Below are 22,860 nucleotides of genomic sequence, written 5' to 3' on the forward strand. Positions count from 1 at the left end.
GGAGGGGCTTCCCTGAAGGGGAAGCGCTTGCCGGGTTGAGCGCGAGCGGCGTGCGATTGCCGGCGGCACGCGGCCAGTTGGTGCAGGCTCCGGCCCTTTCGGGGCGGCCGTTTGCGGCCCTTACACCATTTGGCGGAGGGACATTTTTTGTAAGGGGTTTGAGAGGAAAGGCCGTTACCATCGTGTTGTTCATTTCAATACGATGACGTGTCATGGAGTTTCTGGAGCCTCTCAACCAGTCCCTGTTCCTGCTGGCCAATGCCGATCCGGCTACGCCGGCGTGGCAGATCCAGGCGGCGCTGCTGCTGGCCAACCGGCTGATCCTGCTGGTGCCTTGCGGGCTGACGGCGCTGTGGCTGTGGGGCGGCGCGGCGCAGCGGGACCTGGCGCTCAAGGCGCTGGCCGGAATCGGGCTGGCGCTGCTCATGAGCTACGCGGCCGGGGCGCTGTGGCCGCATGCGCGGCCTTTCGTGGTGGGGCTGGGCCAGGCCTATTTCAAGCACAAGCCCACTTCGTCGTTTCCCAGCAACCACACCATCATCATCGCCACGCTGGCGTTCACGCTGATCTTCGACCGCCGCTGGGCGGGCTGGGGTTGGGCGGTGCTGGCGGCGGGCATCGCGGTGGGAGGGTCCCGCGTCTACCTGGGGGTGCATTTCCCGCTGGACATCGCCGGCGCGCTGGTCATGGCGCCGCTGGCCGCGGGCGTGGCCGCGCCGGCATGGCGACGCATCGGCGGCCCGCTTACCGGGCTGGCGCAGGCCGCCTACCGCCGCCTGCTGGCCCTGCCCATTTCGCGCGGCTGGATCCGCGCCTGACTGCGCTCCGGGGCCTTACTCTTTCCTCACGAGCCGGCCGTCCTCGCCGATGAGCGGCTCGCCGCTTTCCTTGGCGAGCGCGCCCCGCTGCGGGGCGGGCAGGATATCGAGCACCCGCTCGCAGGGCCGGCACAGGCGCGCGCCGAGCGGGGTGGAGACGAAGGGGCGGTTGAGCAGGATGGGATGCTGCTCGATGGCGTCGAGCAGGGCGTCGTCCGACAGCGAAGGATCGCCCAGGCCCAGTTCTTCGTAGGGCGTGCCTTTTTCGCGCAGCGCATCTCGCACGCCGATGCCGGCCTTCTTGAAGAGCGCCTTCAGCGTGGCGCGGGTGGGCGGTTTTTCGAGATACAGCACGATTTCGGGCTCGATGCCGGCATTGCGGATGAGCGCCAGGGTATTGCGCGACGTGCCGCATTTGGGATTGTGGTAGATGGTGACGTCGGTCATGGCGGACGGAAATGAAATGAGGTCCGCCCATCATACCCGCACCGCCCGGCGCCGCCGGCAGTCCGGCCGGCCCTGGGAGAGGCCGCCGCGACGGCGGGTTTGCGCGGGCGCCGGGCCGGCGGGCGGACGCTCAGACCGACAGGTGCCGGCGCACGTCTTCGCCGTCGATGGCCGCCCGGTCGCCGCGGGCCACGACTTCGCCGCGCGAGAGCACCACGAAGCGGTCCGCCAGCTCGCGCGCGAACTCGAAGTACTGCTCGCACAGCAGGATGGCCATGTCGCCCCGCTGGCGCAGCATGTGGATGACCCGCGCGATGTCCTTGATGATGGAGGGCTGGATGCCCTCGGTGGGTTCGTCCAGGATGATGAGCCGGGGTTCGGCCACCAGCGCGCGGGCGATGGCGAGCTGCTGCTGCTGGCCGCCCGAGAGATCGCCGCCGCGCCGGCCCAGCATGCTCTTGAGCACGGGAAACAGCTCGAACACTTCCTCCTTGATGCGCCGGGCCTGCGACGCCGGCCTGGCCGACATGCCCATGAGCAGGTTTTCCTCCACCGTGAGCCGGGCGAAGATGTCGCGCCCCTGCGGCACGTAGGCCATGCCGCGCGCGGCGCGCTGGTGCGGGGGCAGGCGCGTGACGTCGGCGCCGCCGAAACGCACCTCGCCGCGCGCCACGGGCAGCACGCCCATGACGCACTTGAGCAGCGTGGTCTTGCCTACGCCGTTGCGTCCGAGCAGCGCCAGGCATTCGCCCTGCCTGACCGAGAGCGACACGCCGCGCAGCGTGTGGCTGCCGCCGTAGAACTGATCGATAGTGCTTACGTCCAGCATCGGATTTCCTTGGTGTGCGTGCGCGGGCTCAACGCCCCAGATAGACTTCGACGACGCGCGGGTCGGCCTGCACCTTCGCCATAGGGCCCTCGGCCAGCACCGAGCCCTCGTGCAGCACCGTCACCTTGCCGCCGCCGGCGATCTGGTTGACGAAATCCATGTCGTGCTCCACCACCATCAGGGAATGGCGGCCCCGCAGCTCGTTGAGCAGCTCGCCCGTGCGCTCGGTTTCGGCGTCCGTCATGCCGGCCACGGGTTCGTCCAGCAACAGCAGCCGCGGTTCCTGCATGAGCAGCATGCCGATCTCCAGCCATTGTTTCTGCCCGTGCGACAGCAGGCCGGCGGGACGCCACACGTGGTCGCGCAGCCGGATCAGTTCCAGCGTTTCGCCGATGCGGTCGGCCTGCTCGCCGGTCAGGCGCGAGAACAGGGTGGGGCGCACGCGCTTATCGGTCTTCATGGCCAGCTCCAGGTTCTCGAACACCGTGTGCTGCTCGAACACCGTGGGGCGCTGGAACTTCCGGCCGATGCCGGCGTGGGCGATCTGCGTTTCGCTCAGCGCGGTCAGGTCGATGTTCTGGCCGAAGTACGCCGTGCCCGACGTGGGGCGCGTCTTGCCGGTGATGACGTCCATCATCGTGGTCTTGCCCGCCCCGTTGGGCCCGATGATGCAGCGCAGCTCGCCCACGCCGATGTCCAGCGTGAGATCGTTGAGCGCCTTGAAGCCGTCGAAGCTGACGGTGATGCCCTCCAGGTACAGGATGGCGCCGTGGCTCGTGTCCAGCCCCTTGGGGCTGACGCGGCCGTAGCCCGCGTCGCCGCTCGGGCCGCCGTCGAGCAGGGCGGATTCGGTGTGGGTGCTCGTCATGCGCGTCGCTCCTGCACGCGTGCGGCGATGCGCCGGACCAGGCCCACGATGCCCGTGGGCAGGAACAGCGTCACCAGCACGAAGATGAGGCCCAGCGCGTACAGCCAGAATTCCGGCAGCACGCTGGTGAACCAGGTTTTCAGTCCGTTGACGGCGCCGGCGCCGATGATGGGGCCGATGAGCGTGCCGCGCCCGCCCGTGGCCACCCAGATCACCATTTCGATGGAGTTCTCGGTGGACATTTCGCCGGGGTTGATGATGCCGACCTGCGGCACGTAGAGCGCGCCCGCGATGCCGCACAGCATGGCCGACAGGGTCCAGACGAAAAGCTTGAAGCCCAGCGGCTCGTAGCCGATGAAGCGCAGGCGGCTCTCGGCGTCGCGCACGGCGGTCAGCACGCGGCCCAGCTTGGATTGCGTGACGGCCCGCCCCAGCACCAGCGCGCCCGCCAGCGCCGCCAGCGTGATCCAGTACAGCGCCGCGCGCGTGCCGGGCGCGGTGATGTCGAATCCCAGGATGCGCTTGAAATCGGTGAATCCGTTGTTGCCGCCGAAGCCCGTGTCGTTGCGGAAGAAAAGCAGCATGGCGGCAAACGTCAGCGCCTGCGTGATGATGGAGAAATACACGCCCTTGATGCGCGAGCGGAAGGCGAAGTAGCCGAACACGAACGCCAGCGCGCCGGGCACCGCCACCACCAGCAGCATGGCGTACCAGAAGTGTTCCGTGAACGACCAGTACCAGGGGTACTGCTTCCAGTCCAGGAACACCATGAAGTCCGGGAGGTCGCTCTGGTAGACGCCGTCGCGGCCGATGGCGCGCATCAGGTACATGCCGTGCGCATAGCCGCCCAGCGCGAAAAACAGCCCGTGTCCCAGCGACAGGATGCCGGCATAGCCCCACACCAGGTCCAGGGCCAGCGCGGCGATGGCGTAGCACATGAACTTGCCCAGCAGCGCCACCGCGTAGGCCGACACGTGCAGCGCGTGCCCGGGCGGAAACGCCAGGTTCAGCAGCGGCAGCAGGGCCAGCGCCGCGGCGGCCGCGGCCAGGGCGGCCCAGCCGCGGGGCGGAAACAGCGGGCGGCGCGCCTGCAGCGCCAGGTCGGTCAAGGCGGTCTGTTTCATTCGACGCTCCGGCCGCGCGGGGCGAACAGGCCTTGCGGCCGCTTCTGCACGAACAGCACGATGAGCGCCAGGATGGTGATCTTTGCCATGACGGCTCCCGCGTAAGGCTCCAGGAATTTGTTGATGCCGCCCAGCCCGAGCGCGGCGATGACGGTGCCGGCGAGCTGGCCGACCCCGCCCAGCACCACCACCATGAAGGAATCGACGATGTATCCGCGTCCCAGGTCCGGCCCCACGTTGCCGAGCTGGGACAGCGCCACGCCGGCCAGGCCCGCGATGCCGGAACCCAGGCCGAAGGCCAGCATGTCCACGCGGCCGGTGGGCACGCCCACGCAGTCGGCCATGCGGCGGTTCTGCGTGATGGCGCGCACGAACAGCCCCAGCCGCGTGTGGTTGAGCAGCACCCACACCAGAAACACCACGAACAGCGCGAAGCCGATGATGACGAGGCGGTTGTAGCTCAGCACCAGTCCGCCAAGCACGGTGATGCCGCCGGACATCCAGCTCGGGTTGCCCACTTCCACGTTCTGCGCGCCGAACAGGCTGCGCACGGCCTGCATGAGAATGAGGCTGATGCCCCAGGTGGCCAGCAGCGTCTCCAGCGGGCGTCCGTACAGCCAGCGGATCACCGTGCGTTCCAGCGCCATGCCCACCAGCGCCGTCACCACGAAGGCGGCCGGCAGCGCCGCGGCCACGTACCAGTCCAGCCAGCCGGGCAGCCAGGCGCGGAACAGCGTCTGCACCACGTAGGTCACGTAGGCGCCGATCATCAGCAGCTCGCCGTGCGCCATGTTGATGACGCCCATCAGTCCGAAGGTAATGGCCAGCCCCAGCGCGGCCAGCAGCAGGATGCTGCCCAGGCTTGCGCCGTAGAAGAGATTGCCCGCCCATTCGATGGTGGCCAGGTGGCGGTCGATCCGCCGCAGCGCTGCGGCGGCGGCCTCGCGCACGCCGGGATCGGGCTCGGCATAGGCCCCGTCGCGCTGCGCCGTCAGCGCGGCCAGCGTGGAGCGGAACGCGGCATTGCCCGTCTTGCCCAGCAATTCCACCGCGTGCCGGCGCACGGCGGCGTCCTCGCTCTTGAGTTCGAGGTTCGCCTGCGCGATTTCCAGCGCCGCGCGCACTTCCTCGTTCCGCTCCGCCGCCAGGGCCCGGTCCAGCAGCGGCAGCCGCGACGGGTCGCCCGACTGCTGGAGCCGGCGCGCCGCGGCCAGCCGCTGTGCGGCGTCGTCGGAAAACAGGCGGGTCGTGGCCAGCGCCGCCTCGATGGCGCGGCGCAGGCGGTTGTTGATGCTCAGGCCCTCCGAGCCCGGCGGCAGGCTTTCCTGCCGGCCGGTGGCCGGATCCAGCGCCAGAATGCCGTCCTCGCTGATCAGCACCCTGCCGTCGGGCGCGGCATAGAGCTGGTCGCCGCCCAGGGCCTGCAGCACGGTTTCGGCGCCGGGCGCCGCGCCCAGCGCGGCAATCGCGTCCAGCCTGGCCTGGGTGTCCCCGGCCGCGAGCGGGGCGAGCATGGCCTGGTCCACGCGCGGCGCCGCCGCGGAGGCGAGCGCCGGCATGGCCAGCAGCCAGGCAAGCAGGAGATGGCGCAGAGTGACTGCGATTGCCGCGATGCGCATGGCTGCCCTTTGCCTCAGAGGCCCTGTTTGCCTTCGTTGCCGGGGATATACGGGCTCCACGGCTGGGCGCGGATGGGGCCCTTGGTCTTCCACACGATGTTGAACTGGCCGTCCGGCTTGATCTCGCCGATGTAGACCGGCTTGTGCAGGTGATGGTTGGTCTTGTCCATTTCCACGGTGAAGCCGTCGGGCGCGTTGAATTTCTGGCCGCCCATGGCCGCGATCACCTTGTCCACGTCCGTGCTCTTGGCCTGCTCCACGGCCTGCTTCCACATGTGGATGCCGATGTAGGTCGCTTCCATGGGGTCGTTGGTGACGGCGGTGGAGGCGTTGGGGAGATTCTTGGCCCGGGCGTAGTCCTTCCATTTCTTGATGAAGGCGGCGTTGGCCGGGTTCTTGATCGACTCGAAGTAGTTCCAGGCGGCCAGGTGGCCCACCAGCGGCTTGGTGTCCACGCCGCGCAGCTCTTCCTCGCCCACCGAGAAGGCCACCACCGGCACGTCGGTGGCCTTCAGTCCGGCGTTGCCCAGCTCCTTGTAGAAGGGCACGTTGGAGTCGCCGTTGATGGTGGAGATCACCGCCGTCTTGCCGCCGGTGGCGAACTTCTTGATGTTGGCCACGATGGTCTGGTAGTCGGCATGGCCGAAGGGCGTGTAGACCTCCTGGATGTCTTCGTCCTTTACGCCCTTGGAATGCAGGAAGGCGCGCAGGATCTTGTTGGTGGTGCGCGGATAGACGTAGTCGGTGCCCAGCAGCACGAAGCGCTTGGCGCCGCCGCCGTCTTCGCTCATCAGGTATTCCACGGCGGGAATGGCCTGCTGGTTGGGCGCGGCGCCGGTGTAGAACACGTTCTTCTCCAGCTCCTCGCCTTCGTATTGCACGGGATAGAAGAGCAGCCCGTTGAGCTCCTTGAATACCGGCAGCACGGACTTGCGCGACACCGAGGTCCAGCAGCCGAACACCACCGCCACCTTGTCCTGCGACAGCAGCTGGCGCGCCTTCTCGGCGAACAGCGGCCAGTTGGAAGCGGGGTCCACCACCACGGGCTCCAGCTTCTTGCCCATGACGCCGCCCTGCGCGTTGATCTCGTCGATGGTCATCAGCGCCACGTCCTTGAGCGAGGTTTCCGAGATGGCCATGGTGCCCGACAGCGAATGCAGGATGCCGACCTTGATCGTGTCTTCGGCGGCGTGCGCGTGCGGCATCCAGCCGGACAGCGCCAACAGGCTTGCGGCGGTCAGTTGCTTGAGGGCTAGTCTGCGTTTCATGTTGACTCCTGGAGAGGATGGGCCGGCGGCGGATTCCGCATCGGATGAGGAGCCAAAAGCAAAACGCATGCCAGATGCATGCGCAGGGACGCCCGCCATAGGAAAGGGCGGGGCCGGGCGCGCGCCGCGCGGGCCGGGCGAGGCCGGCGCGGCGCGGTTCAAACTGGTGCCCGATGCACAAGCCCGGTGCCCGCCGCGCCCGCACGCGGTGCGCGGCCCGCGGTGCGCAGCCTGCCGGCCAGCCCCGCGCCAGAGGGAAAACGGGCGTGGGGCGCGGCATGGCATGCCGATTGCTTGGGAATCCGTACTTGTATACCAGTGAGGATTCCAGCATGAACGCCGACACCAGGCAGCAGGCCCCGCAGGGGTGGACCATCGCCCAATGGCAGGCCGCATACCGGGAAGGGGCGCGGCCCGAGACGCTGCTGGCCGGCTTCGCGGCCGCCGGGCAGGCCGCGGACAACGCCTGGATCAGCCGCGTGGACGCGGCCGGCCTGGCGCGCCAGCTCGAGGCGCTGCAGGCGCGGCGCGAGGCCGCGGGCGGCGACCTGTCGCGCTTGCCGCTCTATGGCGTGCCGTTCGCCGTCAAGGACAACATCGACGCCGAGGGGTTCGACACCACGGCGGCCTGCCCGGCCTTCGCCTACGCGCCTCGGCGGGACGCGACCGTGGTGAGCCGCCTGCGCGCCGCCGGCGCCGTGCTGGTCGGCAAGACCAACCTCGACCAGTTCGCCACCGGCCTGGTGGGAACGCGCTCGCCGCACGGCGCGGTGCCCAACGCCTTCGACCCGGCCTACGTCAGCGGCGGGTCCAGCTCGGGTTCGGCTTCGGTGGTGGCGCGCGGGCTGGTGCCGTTCTCGCTGGGCACCGACACGGCCGGCTCGGGCCGCGTGCCCGCGGGCTTCAACAATATCGTCGGCCTCAAGCCGACCAAGGGCTGGCTGAGCACCGCCGGCGTGGTGCCCGCCTGCCGCACGCTGGACTGCGTATCGGTGTTTGCGCTGACGGTGGACGACGCCTGGCTCGCGGCAAGTCTCGCGGGCGGCCGCGACGACAGCGATCCGTACTCGCGCACGGGTCCGCTGGGCGCGGCGCCCGCCTGGTCCGCGCGGCCACGCCTGGCCGTGCCCGGCGCGCTCGAATTCTTCGGCGACGCGCAGGCCGAAGCGGCCTTTCGCCGCGCGCTGGACGACCTGCGCGCGGACGGCGCCGTCATCGAAGCCATCGACTTCGCGCCCTTCGAGGAACTGGCCGCGCTGCTCTACCAGGGGCCCTGGGTGGCCGAGCGTTTCGTCGCCGTGGAGCCGCTGTGGCGCGAGCGGCCCGACGCCATCCACCCCGTGGTGCGGGGCATCGTGGAACAGGCCGCGCAATACAGCGCGGCGGACGCGTTCAAGGCCGAATACCGCCGCGCCGAACTCAGCCGCCGCATCCACCTGGCGCTGGAAGGCTGCGACGCGCTCGTGGTGCCGACCTCGCCCTCCATCTACACCATCGCGCAGCTGCAGACCGATCCGGTGACGCTGAATTCGCGCCTGGGCGTCTACACCAATTTCGCCAACCTGGCCGACCTGTCGGCGCTGGCGCTGCCCGGCGGCATGCGCGCCGACGGACTGCCGGCGGGCATCACGCTCATCGGGCGCGCATGGCAGGACGCCGCGCTGGCCGGATTCGGCCGCCGCTGGCAGGCGGCCCGCGGCCTGCCGCTGGGCGCGACCGGAGCGCCGCTGCCGCCGGCCGCCGGCGCGGCGGGCCCCGCGCCGGACCCGCACACCGTGCGGGTGGCGGTGGTGGGCGCGCACCTGCGCGGCATGCCGCTGAATCACCAGCTCCTCGGCCGCGAAGCCGTGTTCGTCGAGCAGACGCACAGCGCCGCCTGCTACCGCCTCTACGCGCTGGCCGGCACCGTTCCGCCCAAGCCCGGACTGGTGCGCGCCGAGTCGGGCGCGCCGATCGAGGTGGAACTGTGGGACGTGCCCGCCGCCCGCTTCGGCGCGTTCGTGGCCGAGATCCCCGCGCCGCTGGGCATAGGCACGCTGGAGCTGGCGGACGGGCGCCAGGTCAAGGGCTTCATCTGCGAGCCATGCGGCCTGGAGGGCGCGCTCGACATCACCCGCTTCGGCGGCTGGCGCGCCTATCTGGCCAGCCTCAAGCACTGAATCCGCAAATCCGATAGACCAGGAGTCGCACCGTGTTCGATACCGTTCTGATCGCCAACCGTGGCGAAATCGCCGTCCGCGCCATCCGCACCCTCAAGCGCCTGGGCATCCGCAGCGTGGCCGTGTATTCCGACCCCGACCGCAACGCGGCCCACGTGCGCGAGGCCGACGTCGCCGTGGCGCTGGGCGGCGAAAAAGCGGCCGACAGCTACCTGCGCGCCGACTTGTTGCTGGCCGCGGCCCGGGCTCAGGGCGCGCAGGCCATTTATCCGGGCTATGGCTTCCTGTCCGAAAGCGCGGAATTCGCCGAGGCCTGCGAGGCCGCGGGCATGGCCTTCATCGGCCCCACGCCGCGCCAGATCCGCGAGTTCGGCCTGAAGCACCGGGCGCGCGAACTGGCCGCCGCCGCAGGCGTGCCCATGACGCCGGGCACGGGCCTGCTGTCCAGCCTGGGCGAGGCGCTGGCCCAGGCCGAGCGCATCGGCTACCCGGTCATGCTCAAGAGCACGGCGGGCGGCGGCGGCATCGGCCTGTCGCGCTGCGCGAACGAGGCCGAGCTGACCGTGGCCTTCGACAGCGTGCAGCGCATGGGCGAGCATTTCTTCCGCGACGGCGGCGCCTTCCTGGAACGCTGCGTGGACCATGCGCGCCACGTGGAGGTGCAGATCTTCGGCGACGGCCGCGGCCGCGTGCTGGCGCTGGGCGAGCGCGACTGCTCCGTGCAGCGCCGCAACCAGAAAGTCATCGAGGAAACGCCCGCGCCGCTGTTGCCGCCGTCCACGCGCCAGGCGCTGCACGAGGCGGCGGTGCAGCTCGGCGCCTCGGTGAACTACCGCTCGGCCGGCACGGTGGAATTCATCTACGACACGGCGCAGGACCGCTTCTATTTCCTGGAGGTCAACACGCGGCTGCAGGTGGAGCACCCGGTGACCGAGGCGGTGACGGGGCTGGACCTGATCGAGTGCATGCTGCGCGTGGCCGCGGGCGAGCCGCTGGACTGGGAGGCCATGTCGCGCCCGCCGCGCGGCGCGTCGATCGAGGTGCGCCTGTATGCCGAAGACCCGCTGCGCCAGTTCCAGCCTTCGCCCGGCGTGCTCACCGAGGTCGGCTTCCCGCGGGATGCGCGGGTGGATGGCTGGGTGGAAACCGGCACCGAGGTGCCCGCGTTCTACGACCCCATGCTCGCCAAGCTGATCGTGCACGGCGCCACGCGCGACGAGGCGCTGGACCGGCTGGGCGACGCGCTGGCGCGCACGAGGCTGGCGGGCATCGCCACCAATCTGGACTATCTGCGGCAGGTCGTGGCCGACGAGCGGTTCCGCCAGGCGCGGCTCTCCACGCGCTTTCTGGACAATTTCGAGTACCGTCCGGCCGCCATCGAAGTGGTGGAGGCGGGCACCTACACCAGCGTGCAGGACTATCCGGGCCGCGTGGGCTACTGGGACATCGGCGTGCCGCCCTCCGGGCCGATGGACGACTATGCGTTCCGCCTGGCCAACCGCATCGTGGGCAACGCGCCCGACGCGGCCGGCATCGAAACCACGCTGGTCGGCCCCACGCTGCGCTTCCATGGCGACACGGTGATCGCGCTGACGGGCGCGGATTGCGCCGCCACGCTGGACGGCGAGCCGGTGCCGCTGTGGCGGCCGGTGCCCGTGCGCTCGGGCCAGGTGCTGGCCACGGGCCGCGCCCTGTCGGGCTGCCGGGGCTACATCGCCGTGCGCAACGGGATCGACGTGCCGCCTTACCTGGGCAGCCGCGCCACGTTCGCGCTGGGCCAGTTCGGCGGGCACGCCGGCCGGACGCTGCGGGTGGGCGACATGCTGCCGCTGGTGCAGCCCGGGCTGCCCGGCGCGCCGGCCGCGCCCCAGGACGAGCCGCAGGCCGCGCCGCCCGAGCTGGTGCCGGCCTACGGCAGCCGCTGGGAAATCGGCGTGCTGTACGGCCCGCACGGCGCGCCCGACTTCTTCACGCCCGGTTCCATCGAGGCCTTCTTCGACACGGACTGGGAGGTGCACTACAACTCCAACCGGCTCGGCGTGCGGCTTATCGGCCCCAAGCCGCAGTGGGCGCGCGAGAACGGCGGCGAAGCGGGCCTGCATCCGTCCAACATCCACGATTGCGAGTACGCCGTGGGCAGCGTGAACTTCACCGGCGACAGCCCGGTCATCCTCACGCGCGACGGCCCCAGCCTCGGCGGCTTCGTCTGCCCGGTGACCATCGCCAAGGCCGAGCTGTGGAAGGTGGGGCAGGTCAAGCCGGGCGACCGCATCCGTTTCGTGCGCATGGACTACGCCCACGCGGTGGCGCTGGAGCAGGCGCAGGACCTCAGCGTGGCCGGACTGCGGCCCGTGCCCCCGCTGGCGCCGCCGGCATTCGCGCCGGCGCGCACCGCGCCGGTGTGCTCCGCTTTGCCCTCGGAAACCATCGTGGCGGCCTTGCCGGCCTCGGGTTCGCGGCCGGCCGTGTCGTACCGCCAGGCGGGCGACGGCTACCTGCTGCTGGAATACGGCGACAACGTGCTGGACCTGGCGCTGCGCATGCGCGTGCACCTGCTGATGGAGGCGCTGGACCGCCAGCCCATCGCGGGCGTGAAAGAGCTGTCGCCCGGCGTGCGCTCGCTGCAGATCCGCTACGAAAGCCGCGAGATCCTGCAGCACGCGCTCGTCGCCCGGCTGCTGGAAATCGAGGCCGGCCTGGCCGACGTGGACACGCTCAAGGTGCCCACGCGCGTGGTCCACCTGCCCATGGCTTTCGAAGACTCCGCCACGCTGGGCGCGGTGCGGCGCTACCAGGAAACCGTGCGCGCCAGCGCGCCCTGGCTGCCCAACAACGTGGACTTCATCCAGCGCATCAACGGGCTGGACTCGCGCGAGGACGTGCGCCGCATCGTCTTCGACGCGAGCTATCTCGTCATGGGGCTGGGCGACGTTTACCTGGGCGCGCCCTGCGCCGTGCCCGTGGATCCGCGGCACCGCCTGCTCACCTCCAAGTACAACCCGGCCCGCACCTTCACGGCCGAGGGCACGGTGGGCATCGGCGGCGTGTACATGTGCATTTACGGCATGGACTCGCCCGGCGGCTATCAGCTGGTGGGCCGCACGCTGCCCATCTGGAACAAGTTCCTGAAGAACCCTGCGTTCCAGGACGGCAAGCCCTGGCTGCTGCGCTTTTTCGACCAGGTGCGCTTTTATCCGGTGAGCGAGGCGGAGCTGGACGCGCTGCGCGAGGATTTCCGCCAGGGCCGCGCCGGCGTGCGCATCGAGGAAGAGGTATTCGACTTCGCCGCGCACCGGCGCTTCCTGGAAGCGGAGTCGGCAAGCATCGCCGCCTTCCAGGCCCGCCAGAAAGCGGCTTTCGATGCCGAGGCGGCCCTGTGGAAGACCGAAGACTGCGTTGCCGAGCCGCCGACCGCCGCCGCGCCCGGCGATGCCGCCCTGCGCGAAGGCGAGCGGCTGGTGAGCGCCGACATGTGCGGCAACGTCTGGAAGATTCCGGTGCAGGTGGGCCAGAGCGTGGCGGCCGGCGACACCCTGGTGGTGGTGGAGGCGATGAAGATGGAGCTTTCCGTCATCGCGCCGGCGTCGGGCACCGTGGCGGCCATTCGCTGCGTGCCCGGCAAGCCGGTGAACGCCGGCGATCCCCTGATCGTGCTGGCGGAGGATGCGGATTGCCCGGTGGACTGAGCATGAAGATCGCATCGGTGCAGGCCGGTCCCGCCATCCGCCAGACCCCGGCGCTGACCGGCTCGCTGGCCGACCAGGTCTACCAACGCCTCAAGGACGATCTGTTCGATTTCCGCCTGCTGCCGGGCGAGCGCTTTACCGAGGCGGACCTGGCTGCGCGGCTGGGCGTCAGCCGCACGCCGGTGCGGCTGGGGCTGGCCCGGCTGGAGCGCGAAGGCTACGTGGTGCCGCGCCCGCGCAGCGGCTGGCAGGTGCGGCCGTTCGACTTCGAGCGCTTTGAGGCGCTGTACGACGTGCGCGTGGTGATGGAGACGGCGGCGGTGGAGCGGCTGTGCGCCCGCGAGCGCATGGACGAGTCGGGCATGCTGGGCGCGCTCGCCGACGTCTGGCTGGCGCCCGCGCCGCAGCGCATTCTGGACGGCCGGCTGGTGGCGCAGCTGGACGAGGCGTTCCATTGCTCGCTGGTGGCGGCCGCCGGCAATGCCGAGATGGCGCAGATCCATCGCGACGTCACGGAGAAGATCCGCATCATCCGCCGGCTGGACTTCACCAAGGATTTCCGCGTGGACGCCACCTACGCCGAGCACGCGGCCATCCTGCGGGCGGTGCTGGCGCGCCGGGCGGACGAAGCCTGCCGCATGCTGCGCTCGCACATCGGAATGAGCAAGGCCGAAGTGCGGAAGATCACCCTGCACATGCTGCACGAGGCGCGCGCCGCCGGCGGCTGAGGGCCGCGCGCGTCAGCCCGGCGACAACTGCCGGTAAACCTCTTGCGACACGCGCTGCAGCTCCTCGCGGCTGACCGCGCCGGACAGCGCGTAGCCGAACGGGCCTTCGACCCAGTAGAAGACGTTGACCGGGCCCTCGCGGGTGAACCGGAAGGCGGCGTCGCCGCCCGTGGCCTCGCGCGTCACATACAGCGTGAGGCGCCGGCCGTCGGGCGCGCCGTACATGAAGAGCGCCACCGGCCCCGCGCCGCCCGGCAGCAGGCGGCCGCCGACCAGCTCGTAGCCCACCGCGCCCAGGGACGGCGCGCGCACGGGCGCGCCCAGGCGGCGGGTGAGCCAGGCGACCAGCGACTGTTCCTGGCTGCCCGGCACTTCCACCGGGCGTCCGCGGTCGGGCGCGTAGACCGCGTAGGCCACGGCCGCGCGCTGCGCGTAATGGGGGACGGCGGCCGCCTGCGATTGCGCGGCCAGCGCCCGGCGGGCATCCAGTTCGCCGCGCGCCAGCCAGGCCGCGCCGGCGCTCACCACGGCCGCCGCCGCTGCGGCGGCCAGCGCGCGCCAGGGCATGCGGCGAGGCGGCGGACGCAGGGGCAGGCGCAAGGGCAGGGGTTCGTCCAGCACCGGGTCCAGCAAGGCATGCAGCACGCGCCGCTGCGCCTGCCAGGTCTCCACGCGGGCGCGGTCCTGCGGGTGCGAGGCCAGGAAAGTCTCCACCTCGGTCCGTCGGGCCGCGGGCAGGCAGCCGTCGGCATAGGCGTGCAGGTCGGCCTCGGCGATGGGGGCGCCGGGGGCGGGAACCGGGCGGATACGGGGATCGTTCATGTCATTTCACGCGCTGCAGACGATTGACGGGTTCGCGTCCCTGCATCAGCGCGGCCAGCCGCTCCCGCGCGCGCGACAGGCGCGACATCACCGTGCCCAGCGGCACGTCCAGCGCCTGCGCGGTCTGCTGGTAGGAGAGCTCTTCCACGCCGATCAGGAGCAGCACCGTGCGCTGCTCGGGCGGCAGGGCCTGCAGGCAGCGGTCCAGGTCGCGCATTTCCAGGCCGTCGGCCTGGCTGGCGCGCACCGGCACCTCGGGCAGCCCCTCGGGCGGGGAGTCTTCGGCGCGGCGCGCGCTGGCGCGCAGGCCGTCGATATAGCGGTTGTGCATGATGCCGAACATCCAGGCGCGCAGGTCGCCGCGCCGCTGCCAGCGCGAATACCGGCTCCAGGCCCGCTCCAGGGTGTCCTGCACCAGGTCGTCGGCGCGGTGCGGGTCGCCCGTCAGCCCGCGCGCATACCGGCGCAGGCTGGGGATGCAGGCCACGATGCGGGCTTCGTCGTCGCGCATGGCGGTAGGCACGGCGGCAGGCGCGGCCTCAGGGTTTGGCGACGTGCCAGATGTCGCGGACCTTGTCGCCGGTCTTGTCGCCCGGCTTGGCATCCTTGACGAAACGGTACAGGGGCTTGCCGCGCAGCGCCCATTGCTGGGAGCCGTCGTCGCGGGTAATGACGGTGAAATCGCCCCGCGGCTTGGCGCCGGCGTCGGCCGCGAGCGGCGGCCAGTTCTGGGCGCACTGGTCGTTGCAGGCGCTCTTGCCGGCGCTGTCTTTGTCGAAGGTATAGAGCGTCATGCCCGCGCTGTCGACCAGGATGCCGTCCTGGGTCTTGACAGGCTGGGCCAGCGCGGACGCGCAAAGCGCGGAAGAGCCGATGAGCAGGGCGGCGGCGAATGGAATGCGCATGATGAGCCTCGCAAAGGAATCGAATGGAAGGGGAAAGGGGGACTGCTTCCAGTAGACGACCGGCGGGCCGGGTTTATTCCCCCGGCGCGGAAAAAAACCTGCGCCCCGGCTCGCGGCGCATGTCGTACTCCAGGGCGCCCGCGCCGACGATGGCAAAGCCCAGCGACTCGTACAGGCGCCTGGCGGGGTTGTCTTTCAGCACCGACAGGGTGACCGGCACGCCCTGCGCATCGGCCTCGTCGAGCAGGCCGGACAGCAGGCGGCGGCCCAGCCCCCGGCCTTGCAGGGACGGGTCGATCTGTATCTGCGCCACGTGCCACCGCCCGGGTTCGCGCGTCACCTTGAACAGCCCGGCGCGCCGGCCGCCGAGCCAGACGATGCGCGCGTCCTCGAAACGGTGCCGCACCCGCGCCAGCATGCTGGCCTCGTCCAGCGGCGCGCCCGCGCGGCGCAGGTGCGGGCCCATGGCGGCGCGCCGCAGGGCCAGCAGGAAGGGCAGGTCGTCCTCGCTCGCCGGCCGCAGGACGGGGGTGTCGTCGGGGCTCATGGCGAGGGCGGCGCGGCGGCGGGCTGGCGCTTGGCCGTCCTGCCGGTCTGGCGGATGAGGTGGTAGAGTTGCTGCGCGGCCGGACCCAGCGGGCGGCCGCGGCGCGAGATCAGCCCCAGCGTGCGCGTGACGCGCGGGTGTTCGAGCTTGATGGCGGTGAGCGTGGCATGCCCGTGCAGCGGCATGGCGAGCTGGGGCACCGCCGCCACGCCCAGGCCCGCCTCCACCAGCCCCAGCAGCGTCATCACGTGGCTGACCTCGAAGGCGCTGACGGTGCGCTTTCCGCTCCTGGCCAGGGCGTCGTCGATGAGCAGGCGGTTGCCGCTTTCCTTGGCCACGGTCATGAAGCGCTCGCCGGCCAAGTCTTCCCAGGCGATGCTGCGGCGGCCGGCCAGCGGGTGGTCCTTGCGCAGCGCCAGCACGAAGTCCTCGCGCAGCACAGCCTTGAAATCCACGTCCGGCTCCTGGGTGCCGAAGAAGCTGATCCCGAAGTCCGCGCGCCCCGACACCACGCTGTTGAGCACGGTGTTGGCCGTTTCGTCGATGATGCGCACGCGGATGCGGGGAAAGCGCTCGGCATACTCGCGGATCACCGAAGGCAGGAAGTAATACGCCACCGAAGGCACGCAGGCCACGGTGACCAGGCCGCCGCGCTGCAGCGCGAGATCGCCGATGCTGAGCACGGCGCGCTCCAGTTCATCGATGGCGCCGCGGGCGCGCTCCAGGAAGACCCGTCCGACGCTGGTCAGGGCCACGCGCCTGGTGGTGCGCTCCAGCAGGCGCGCGCCCAGCAGGTCTTCGAGCTTGTCGATGCGCCGGCTGAGCGCCGGTTGCGACAGGTGCAGGTCTTCGGCGGCGGCGCGGAAGCTGCTGCGCTCGGCCACCGCCACGAATGCCTGCAATTCCTGCAAATCGAAATTGATGCGTGACATGCATTAATCAATCCATAAGTTGCAATTCAAATATTAGCGCGCCGCGCTCAGAATGCGCGGCATGAAAACCGAAATCCCATGCGTCCTGATGCGCGGCGGCACGTCGCGCGGCCCCTTCTTCCTGGCCGACTGGCTGCCCGCCGACCCCGCCGAGCGCGACCGCGTCCTGCTGGCCGCCATGGGCTCCCCCCATGCCCTGCAGGTCGACGGACTGGGCGGGGGCAACTCGCTCACCAGCAAAGTGGCCATCGTTTCGCGCTCCTCGCGGCCGGGCTGCGACATCGACTACCTGTTCGCGCAGGTTTCGGTGGACCGCGCCTGCGTGGACACGCGGCCCAACTGCGGCAACATGCTGGCCGGCGCCGCGCCCTTCGCCATCGAGGAAGGGCTGGTGCCGGCGCGCGACGGCGAAACCGCCGTGCGCGTGCACAACGTCAACACGGGCGCCGTCATCGAAGCCGTGGCGCAGACGCCGGGCGGGCGCATCACCTACGAGGGCGACACGCGCATCGACGGCGTGGCGGGCTCCGCCGCGCCGGTGCGCCTGAATTTCCTGCAGGCTTGGGGCGCGGTCACGGGCCGGCTGTTCCCGACCGGCCGCCGCCAGGAGCGGTTGGACGGCGTGCCCGCCACGCTCATCGACGCCGCCATGCCCATGGTGCTGATGCCCGCCGCCAGCTTCAGCCTGCGCGGCGACGAAACGCCCCAGGCGCTGGACGGCGACGCCGCCCTGCTGGCCAGGCTGGAGGCGTTGCGCCGTGAGGCGGGCGCGCGCATGGGGCTGGGCGACGTCAGCGCCAGCGTCATTCCCAAGCCCGTGCTCGTGTCGCCCGCCGCCATGGACGCCGGCCAGGCGTGCGCGGCCATCCGCTCGCGCTACTTCACGCCCTGGGCCTGCCATCGGGCCCATGCCGCCACCGGCGCGGTGGGCGTGGCGGCGGCCTTCCTCATTCCCGGCACCGTGGCGCACGATTGCGGCGGCCCCGCGCCGGCCCCGGGGCGGCGCGCGGTGCGGGTCGAGCACCCCGGCGGCGCCATGGAGATCGACGTGGCGCTGGAGCCCGACGGCTCCGGCGTGCGGACGGCCGCCCTGGTGCGCACCGCGCGCAAGATCATGAAGGGCACGCTATACGTCCCCGAGGCGGCCTGGCCGGCGCAGCGGGCCATCCATCCCTTGCCGTTCGCGGCCGCCTGGCCGGAGCCGGCCCCGCCCCAACACGCCTGAACACGCCCCCGATACGCATTTCGCCGGGCGCCCGCCGCGGCGCCTTGTTTTCCAGGTCCGGCAGAGACCATTTTTCATTCAGGAGACGCATCATGAAACCCGCCTTGTTCCGACTTGCCTGCGCCGCCGCGCTCGCCTTCGCCCTCGGGCAGGCGCCCGCGCAGGCCGCCTACCCCGATCACCCGGTGACGCTGGTCGTTCCCACCGCCCCTGGCGGCGGCAACGATGCGCTGGCTCGCGTGGTGGGCCAGAAAATGGGCGAGCTGCTGGGCCAGACCGTCATCGTGGTCAACAAGCCCGGCGCGCAGGGCGCCATCGCGTCCGACTACGTGGCCCGCGCCGAGCCCGACGGCTACACGCTGATGCTGGGCTATATCGGCACGCACGGCATCAATCCCGCCTTGCAGAAGCTCAATTACGATCCGGTCAAGGACTTCGCGCCCATCGGCATGGTGGCCAGCTCGCCCACGCTGCTGGTGGTGTCTTCCACGCTCGACGTGAAGGACGTGGCGGGCCTGGTGCGCTACGCGCATGAACACCCCAACGACCTGAGCTTTGCCTCGGCCGGCCCCGGCACCGCGCCCGCCGTGGCGGGCGAGCTCTTCAACCAGGCCATCGGCGCCACCATGCTCGACGTGCCCTACAAGGGCTCGGCGCCCGCCATGACGGATACGCTGGCCGGCACCACGCAAGTGATGTTCCCGAGCCTGTTCAGCGCCTATCCGCACCTGAAGTCGGGCCGCATCCGCGCGCTCGCGGTGGCCGGCCACGACCGCAGCGCCGTGCTGCCCGACCTGCCCACGCTGGCCGAGGCCGGCGTGCCCGGCGTGGAAGTGCCGCAGTGGTACGCCATTTTCGCGCCCGCGAAGACGGACCCCGCCGTGGTGGAAAAGCTCAACGCCGCGCTCAACCAGGCCCTGGCCGATCCGCAAGTGAGCGCCAAGATCGGCGAGCAGGGCGCGGAGGTCCGCCGCTCGTCGCCGGCGGAGCTGGGCGCCTTCGTGCAGAGCGAAGTGCAGCGCTGGCGACAGCTCGCCTCGCGCTCGCGCCTGGCGGCAAACTGAGGAGCGGGGGCGCGGTCAGAACAGCGCGACGGCCCGGGCGTCGAAATGGCGCAGATTGGGGAACACGAGCCCAAGCTCGTCTTCTTCCGCCCCGAACCAGCGGCCCAGCGCCGCGCCGAACTGATCCACCGCCATGGTGGGCAGCAGGCGGCCGTTGTCGACGAAGCCGGGCCCGTCCACGGCGATATCGGGATGCGTGCCGTAGTAGCGGCCGCCCTTGACGGCGCCGCCCAGCACGAAATGGTGGGCGCCCCAGCCGTGGTCCGAGCCGTTGCCGTTGGACCCCAGCGTGCGGCCGAACTCCGAGGCGGTGAAGGTGGTGACCTGGCCGGCCACGCCCAGGCTTTCCATGGCCTGCTGGAAGGCCGACAGCGCCTGGCCCAGTTCCCCGAGCAGGGCGGGGTGGGTGTCGCGCAGGCCGGTATGGTTGTCGTAGCCGTTCTGCGACACGAAGAACACCTGGCGGCGCGCACCCAGCGCCTCGCGCGCCGCGATGATGCGGGCGACGATCTGCAGCTGCTGCGCCAGCGGCGTGGAGAAGTCGCCCGGCACCGCCACACCGGCCAGCGCCGCGCGCAGGCGCGTATCGGCGTCGATGGACTGCGCCGCGATGCGCGAAAGCTCGCGCTCCATCAGGTGCTCGCGCGGCTGGGTAATGAGCCGGCGCAGCAGCGCGGTGCAGTCGCTGGACCCGTACATATCGCGCTGCAGCAGCTCAATGCGCGTCGAGCCTTGCACGCCTACCCGGTATCCCGCCACCTGACGGCCCGCCAGCAGCACCGTGGAGCCGCCCGCCGTAATGCCGGTGAAGCTGCGCTGCGCGTTGGCGCCGGCGAAGAGATCGGTGAGCCGGCCCGCCCAGCCCGACGCCGCGCCTTCCGGGGCCAGCGCCTGCCAGTACGATTGCTGATCGTTGTGCGAGAACAGCTTGGGCGGCAGCGGCACGCGCGCGCCGATGTACTCGGCCTTGGTGGTGGGCACCACCAGCGGGCCCACGTTGAGCAGCACCGCCATGCGGCCGCGCTCGAACCAGGGCTTGAGCGGCGCCAGCGCGGGCGCCAGCGCGAATTGCATGCCCGGACCACCGGACCCTTCCGGCGTCAACGCGGTGCCCGCCAGCGCCTGGCGGGGCAGCGCGATGTCGGTGCGCGCCCTGGCGTAGGCGCGATAGGCGGCTTCGTCGCAGGGCACCAGCGTGTTGTAGGGGTCGTTGCCGCCATACAGAAAGACGCAGACCAGCGCTTTGTAGGATTGCGCGGGCGCGGACTGCGCCGCCGCCGCGCCCAGCGCCGCCAGGTTGACGGCCATGGGCAGCGCGCCGCCCGCCGCGCCCAGGGCGCAGGCGCGGCGCAGGAAGCGGCGGCGGTCGGGCGAGTCGGGCCGGTTCATTTCTGCACCAGGTATTCGGGCGTGGCAGCCACCAGCATGATGGCCGCGCGCACCCGGTCGCGCGGCCGGCCGGCCGGAATCTTCTCCACCGCCGCGGCGATGGCCGCCGCGGTCTGCGCGCTGAAGGCGTCGCCCGCCAGCAGCAGCACGATGCGGTCCACCAGCGCCCGGGCATCGCCCGCCAGCGCCATCTCCGCCGCATACGAAGTCTGCAGGTCTTCCCAGCCCCGGTCCACATAGATGGAAAGAAAGTTGAGATATCCCGCCACGCTGGTTTCGTCGGTGATCTGCAGCTCGGGCGCGACCAGGTGGCGCCGGGCCAGCTCGGTGACCGGCGGCGTATAGCGAGGCCGGAAAAAATTGAACACGCTGGGCGAGCGCATGGGGCTCTGCGCCAGCCGGATGGTGTTGTCGGTGGTGTCGGGCATGGCCCAGGCGCCGTTCACCGACGTGGCGCCGAAAGCGCGGGCCCAGGCCGCGAAGCGCACGATGGGCTCGCGCACCTTGCCCCAGGCGGGAGAATCCAGGTCGGGGAAGCGCGCCTCGCGGTCCAGCAGAATGGCCCGCACCACGGCCTTCAGATTGCCCCGCCGCCCGCTGCCGTCGTCGTTGAACACCGTCGACACGCGCGCCACGTAAGCCGGGCTGGGGTTGCTCGTGACCAGCCGCTGGATGAGCTGCGTGCCGATGAAAGGCGCCACGTTCGGATGGCCGCTGATCACCTCCATGGCGCGCGCCAGCGACAGATGGCCGTCGGTGCCGGGCGGAATCACCGCGCCCAGGAAACGCTTCTCGGCCATCGAATGCAGGGCATTGTTCAGCGCCATGGGGCGGCGGTGGAACCCGACGTCGGTTTCGGGGCCGTCCAGGTCCCAGCCCGTGAACACCTTGGCCAGGCCCTGCACGTCGGCATTGGTGTAGGTTTCCACCGGCTTGCCGTCCACCAGCCTGACCGTGCCGTCGTCGTTGAGCAGCACGAGCCCGATGCTGAATAACTGCATGATTTCGCGCGCGTAGTTCTCGTCGGGGTGGCGGCCCGTGCGCGGGTCTTCCTTGCGGTTGCCGCGGTACGTCAGCATGCAGCCCATGGACAGATTGCGCGACACCGCCGTCAGCAGCTCGCGGTAATCGCCCAGCGCGTGCTCGGCCAGCAGGTCCATGAACCCGGCCGCGCCGAACAGCGGCCAGGACGCCGTGATGGCAGACACGCCCACCACGAAAATCTCCGACAGCGCAAAGGCCACGCGCGTGCGCACCTGGTCCGGCGCGGAGATGAACTTGCGCCACAGTGTGGATTCCAGCGGCGCGTTGATGCCGTTGCCCTTGAACTCCTCGGTGTTCTTGCCTTGCGCGATGAGCCAGTCGAAATGCGTCTGCGAAGGCGGCATCTCGAGCTGCGCATCGAGCCACGCGGCATAGCCGTCGCGCATCACCGCCTCGATGTCGGCCGGCGCGGGGCCGAACGTGGCCTGGGCCAGGAACCGCGAGGCCTGGCCGGCCGTGGGCTTGGGATACCGGGCGAAAGCGGCCTGCGCGTCGGCCGCGGACGGCGGCGCGGCGGTCATGCGGACACCTCTCGTCTGGCGCGAAAAGCTAAGGTACTCAAGAGGCCGCGGCGGTTCAATACCGCCGTTAGGACGAGAGACTACGACTTAAGTCGTAGTTCCCGCGAGCCGCGCCGTGTCGCCGCGCCGCTATACCGACCGCGTGATGCCCCCGTCGATGCGGATGTTCTGGCCGGTAATGTACGAGGAAGAATCCGACGCCAGGAAGGCGATGAGCTCGGCGACTTCCTCGGCCTTGCCGTAGCGGCCCATGGGGATGCGCGAGCGGCGGTCTTCTTTTTCGGGCAGGCTGTCGATGAAACCGGGCAGCACGTTGTTCATGCGCACGTTGTGCGGCGCGTATTCGTCGGCGAACACCTTGGCGAAGGCGGCCAGGCCGGCGCGGAATACGCCCGAGGTGGGAAAGAGCGCTTCCGGCTCGAAGTTGGCGTAGGTGGAGATGTTGACGATGGAGCCGGATTGCTGCTGCTTCATGACGGGCGCCACCAGCCGCGTGATGCGCACCACGTTCAGCAGGTAGAACTCCATGCCCAGGTGCCAGTCGTCGTCGCTGATCTCCAGCAGCGGCCCCTTGGGGCCGTGGCCGGCGCTGTTGACCACGGCATCGACGCGGCCCCATCGCGCCAGGGTCGCGTCGACCAGCCGGGCCAGGTCGTCGGGCGAGCGGTTGGACCCGGTGACGCCCAGGCCGCCCAGCGACCGGGCCAGGGCCTCGCCCTTGCCCGAAGACGACAGAATGGCCACACGGTATCCGTCGGCCGCGAGCTTGCGGGCCGCCGCCGCGCCCATGCCGCTGCCGCCGGCGGTGACGATTGCTACTTTTTCGTTGCTCATGCCTGCTCCTGTCGGGGATTCCGGAAGCGGC

General features: G+C 70.7%; 21 protein-coding genes. 6 read left to right on the forward strand and 15 right to left on the reverse strand.

All coding sequences use genetic code 11. From position 1 onward, the window contains the following. A partial coding sequence (locus tag NGJ44_RS21140) for a hypothetical protein (RefSeq protein WP_251865610.1) occupies positions 1-214 on the reverse strand: 214 nt, incomplete at its 3' end. Between NGJ44_RS21140 and NGJ44_RS21145 the strand changes: the two genes are divergently transcribed. Next, positions 213-818, forward strand: a complete 606-nt coding sequence (locus tag NGJ44_RS21145; protein WP_251865612.1) for a phosphatase PAP2 family protein — start codon at positions 213-215, stop codon at positions 816-818. The genes NGJ44_RS21140 and NGJ44_RS21145 overlap by 2 nt on opposite strands. Positions 819-833: 15 nt before the next feature. On the opposite strand, the gene arsC is transcribed toward NGJ44_RS21145, so the two are convergent. The 6 genes from arsC to urtA all read right to left on the reverse strand — a co-directional run bounded on the left by arsC (position 834) and on the right by urtA (position 6,973). Beyond that, positions 834-1,265 (reverse strand): arsenate reductase (glutaredoxin), encoded by a 432-nt coding sequence (gene arsC, locus NGJ44_RS21150; RefSeq protein WP_251865613.1) that lies wholly within the window; start codon positions 1,263-1,265, stop codon positions 834-836. A gap of 130 nt (positions 1,266-1,395) precedes the next feature. Then, positions 1,396-2,094 carry an urea ABC transporter ATP-binding subunit UrtE gene (gene urtE, locus NGJ44_RS21155; RefSeq protein WP_251865615.1) on the reverse strand — a complete coding sequence of 233 codons (699 nt, stop codon included), beginning with the start codon at positions 2,092-2,094 and terminating at the stop codon, positions 1,396-1,398. 28 nt (positions 2,095-2,122) lie between these two features. Continuing rightward, positions 2,123-2,962 carry an urea ABC transporter ATP-binding protein UrtD gene (gene urtD / locus NGJ44_RS21160; RefSeq protein WP_251865617.1) on the reverse strand — a complete coding sequence of 280 codons (840 nt, stop codon included), beginning with the start codon at positions 2,960-2,962 and terminating at the stop codon, positions 2,123-2,125. Further along, on the reverse strand, positions 2,959-4,086 hold the full coding sequence (gene urtC, locus NGJ44_RS21165) for an urea ABC transporter permease subunit UrtC (RefSeq protein WP_251865619.1): 1,128 nt from the start codon (positions 4,084-4,086) through the stop codon (positions 2,959-2,961). Before urtC ends, urtD begins: the two co-directional genes overlap by 4 nt. Beyond that, positions 4,083-5,705 (reverse strand): urea ABC transporter permease subunit UrtB, encoded by a 1,623-nt coding sequence (gene urtB, locus NGJ44_RS21170; protein WP_251865621.1) that lies wholly within the window; start codon positions 5,703-5,705, stop codon positions 4,083-4,085. The genes urtC and urtB overlap by 4 nt, the downstream gene beginning before the upstream one ends. Before the next feature lie 14 nt (positions 5,706-5,719). Beyond that, positions 5,720-6,973 (reverse strand): urea ABC transporter substrate-binding protein, encoded by a 1,254-nt coding sequence (gene urtA / locus NGJ44_RS21175; RefSeq protein ID WP_053246275.1) that lies wholly within the window; start codon positions 6,971-6,973, stop codon positions 5,720-5,722. Between the two features lie 332 nt (positions 6,974-7,305). Between urtA and atzF the strand changes: the two genes are divergently transcribed. From atzF to NGJ44_RS21190, 3 genes are read left to right on the forward strand one after another with little or no spacing between them, the layout of a single operon-like run. Further along, positions 7,306-9,132: an allophanate hydrolase gene (gene atzF, locus NGJ44_RS21180; RefSeq protein ID WP_251865623.1), complete on the forward strand. Its 1,827-nt coding sequence runs from the start codon at positions 7,306-7,308 to the stop codon at positions 9,130-9,132. A 32-nt stretch (positions 9,133-9,164) separates the two neighbouring features. Continuing rightward, positions 9,165-12,818: an urea carboxylase gene (uca, locus tag NGJ44_RS21185; RefSeq protein WP_251865625.1), complete on the forward strand. Its 3,654-nt coding sequence runs from the start codon at positions 9,165-9,167 to the stop codon at positions 12,816-12,818. A gap of 2 nt (positions 12,819-12,820) precedes the next feature. Then, on the forward strand, positions 12,821-13,546 hold the full coding sequence (locus NGJ44_RS21190) for a GntR family transcriptional regulator (RefSeq protein WP_251865628.1): 726 nt from the start codon (positions 12,821-12,823) through the stop codon (positions 13,544-13,546). 12 nt (positions 13,547-13,558) lie between these two features. Here the strand turns inward: NGJ44_RS21190 and NGJ44_RS21195 are convergent, their stop codons facing one another. The 5 genes from NGJ44_RS21195 to NGJ44_RS21215 all read right to left on the reverse strand — a co-directional run bounded on the left by NGJ44_RS21195 (position 13,559) and on the right by NGJ44_RS21215 (position 16,752). After that, positions 13,559-14,368 (reverse strand): anti-sigma factor family protein, encoded by an 810-nt coding sequence (locus NGJ44_RS21195; RefSeq protein WP_251865630.1) that lies wholly within the window; start codon positions 14,366-14,368, stop codon positions 13,559-13,561. Between the two features lies 1 nt (position 14,369). Then, on the reverse strand, positions 14,370-14,879 hold the full coding sequence (locus tag NGJ44_RS21200; protein WP_251865632.1) for an RNA polymerase sigma factor: 510 nt from the start codon (positions 14,877-14,879) through the stop codon (positions 14,370-14,372). Between the two features lie 28 nt (positions 14,880-14,907). Then, entirely contained in the window at positions 14,908-15,273 is a 366-nt protein-coding gene (locus tag NGJ44_RS21205) for a COG4315 family predicted lipoprotein (RefSeq protein WP_251865634.1), read from the reverse strand. A gap of 73 nt (positions 15,274-15,346) precedes the next feature. Continuing rightward, positions 15,347-15,820 carry a GNAT family N-acetyltransferase gene (locus tag NGJ44_RS21210; RefSeq protein ID WP_251865635.1) on the reverse strand — a complete coding sequence of 158 codons (474 nt, stop codon included), beginning with the start codon at positions 15,818-15,820 and terminating at the stop codon, positions 15,347-15,349. Further along, positions 15,817-16,752, reverse strand: coding sequence for a LysR family transcriptional regulator (locus NGJ44_RS21215; protein ID WP_251865637.1), 936 nt, complete (start codon positions 16,750-16,752; stop codon positions 15,817-15,819). Before NGJ44_RS21215 ends, NGJ44_RS21210 begins: the two co-directional genes overlap by 4 nt. 61 nt (positions 16,753-16,813) lie before the next feature. Between NGJ44_RS21215 and NGJ44_RS21220 the strand changes: the two genes are divergently transcribed. After that, the gene (locus tag NGJ44_RS21220; protein WP_251865639.1) at positions 16,814-17,977 is read left to right on the forward strand and encodes a 4-oxalomesaconate tautomerase; all 1,164 of its coding nucleotides are present in this window, start codon (positions 16,814-16,816) and stop codon (positions 17,975-17,977) included. Between the two features lie 92 nt (positions 17,978-18,069). Continuing rightward, entirely contained in the window at positions 18,070-19,041 is a 972-nt protein-coding gene (locus NGJ44_RS21225) for a Bug family tripartite tricarboxylate transporter substrate binding protein (protein ID WP_251865641.1), read from the forward strand. Between the two features lie 15 nt (positions 19,042-19,056). Here the strand turns inward: NGJ44_RS21225 and NGJ44_RS21230 are convergent, their stop codons facing one another. From NGJ44_RS21230 to NGJ44_RS21240, 3 genes are all read right to left on the reverse strand, one after another. After that, positions 19,057-20,430: a DUF1501 domain-containing protein gene (locus tag NGJ44_RS21230; protein ID WP_251865643.1), complete on the reverse strand. Its 1,374-nt coding sequence runs from the start codon at positions 20,428-20,430 to the stop codon at positions 19,057-19,059. Beyond that, on the reverse strand, positions 20,427-21,995 hold the full coding sequence (locus tag NGJ44_RS21235) for a DUF1800 domain-containing protein (protein ID WP_251865645.1): 1,569 nt from the start codon (positions 21,993-21,995) through the stop codon (positions 20,427-20,429). The genes NGJ44_RS21230 and NGJ44_RS21235 overlap by 4 nt, the downstream gene beginning before the upstream one ends. Before the next feature lie 129 nt (positions 21,996-22,124). Continuing rightward, positions 22,125-22,829 carry an SDR family oxidoreductase gene (locus NGJ44_RS21240; RefSeq protein WP_251865647.1) on the reverse strand — a complete coding sequence of 235 codons (705 nt, stop codon included), beginning with the start codon at positions 22,827-22,829 and terminating at the stop codon, positions 22,125-22,127. Positions 22,830-22,860: the final 31 nt, after the last annotated feature.

The organism is Achromobacter sp. Marseille-Q4962 (assembly GCF_943737005.1).
GTDB lineage: Bacteria > Pseudomonadota > Gammaproteobacteria > Burkholderiales > Burkholderiaceae_B > Achromobacter.

Excerpts from the sequence above, each read along its gene's own strand:
- NGJ44_RS21145 (WP_251865612.1), top strand. The coding sequence starts at position 213 with ATGGAGTTTCTGGAGCCTCTCAACCAGTCCCTGTTCCTGCTGGCCAAT.
- arsC (WP_251865613.1), bottom strand. The coding sequence starts at position 1,265 with ATGACCGACGTCACCATCTACCACAATCCCAAATGCGGCACGTCGCGC.
- urtE (WP_251865615.1), bottom strand. The coding sequence starts at position 2,094 with ATGCTGGACGTAAGCACTATCGATCAGTTCTACGGCGGCAGCCACACG.
- urtD (WP_251865617.1), bottom strand. The coding sequence starts at position 2,962 with ATGACGAGCACCCACACCGAATCCGCCCTGCTCGACGGCGGCCCGAGC.
- urtC (WP_251865619.1), bottom strand. The coding sequence starts at position 4,086 with ATGAAACAGACCGCCTTGACCGACCTGGCGCTGCAGGCGCGCCGCCCG.
- urtB (WP_251865621.1), bottom strand. The coding sequence starts at position 5,705 with ATGCGCATCGCGGCAATCGCAGTCACTCTGCGCCATCTCCTGCTTGCC.
- urtA (WP_053246275.1), bottom strand. The coding sequence starts at position 6,973 with ATGAAACGCAGACTAGCCCTCAAGCAACTGACCGCCGCAAGCCTGTTG.
- atzF (WP_251865623.1), top strand. The coding sequence starts at position 7,306 with ATGAACGCCGACACCAGGCAGCAGGCCCCGCAGGGGTGGACCATCGCC.
- NGJ44_RS21190 (WP_251865628.1), top strand. The coding sequence starts at position 12,821 with ATGAAGATCGCATCGGTGCAGGCCGGTCCCGCCATCCGCCAGACCCCG.
- NGJ44_RS21195 (WP_251865630.1), bottom strand. The coding sequence starts at position 14,368 with ATGAACGATCCCCGTATCCGCCCGGTTCCCGCCCCCGGCGCCCCCATC.
- NGJ44_RS21200 (WP_251865632.1), bottom strand. The coding sequence starts at position 14,879 with ATGCGCGACGACGAAGCCCGCATCGTGGCCTGCATCCCCAGCCTGCGC.
- NGJ44_RS21205 (WP_251865634.1), bottom strand. The coding sequence starts at position 15,273 with ATGCGCATTCCATTCGCCGCCGCCCTGCTCATCGGCTCTTCCGCGCTT.
- NGJ44_RS21210 (WP_251865635.1), bottom strand. The coding sequence starts at position 15,820 with ATGAGCCCCGACGACACCCCCGTCCTGCGGCCGGCGAGCGAGGACGAC.
- NGJ44_RS21215 (WP_251865637.1), bottom strand. The coding sequence starts at position 16,752 with ATGTCACGCATCAATTTCGATTTGCAGGAATTGCAGGCATTCGTGGCG.
- NGJ44_RS21220 (WP_251865639.1), top strand. The coding sequence starts at position 16,814 with ATGAAAACCGAAATCCCATGCGTCCTGATGCGCGGCGGCACGTCGCGC.
- NGJ44_RS21225 (WP_251865641.1), top strand. The coding sequence starts at position 18,070 with ATGAAACCCGCCTTGTTCCGACTTGCCTGCGCCGCCGCGCTCGCCTTC.
- NGJ44_RS21230 (WP_251865643.1), bottom strand. The coding sequence starts at position 20,430 with ATGAACCGGCCCGACTCGCCCGACCGCCGCCGCTTCCTGCGCCGCGCC.
- NGJ44_RS21235 (WP_251865645.1), bottom strand. The coding sequence starts at position 21,995 with ATGACCGCCGCGCCGCCGTCCGCGGCCGACGCGCAGGCCGCTTTCGCC.
- NGJ44_RS21240 (WP_251865647.1), bottom strand. The coding sequence starts at position 22,829 with ATGAGCAACGAAAAAGTAGCAATCGTCACCGCCGGCGGCAGCGGCATG.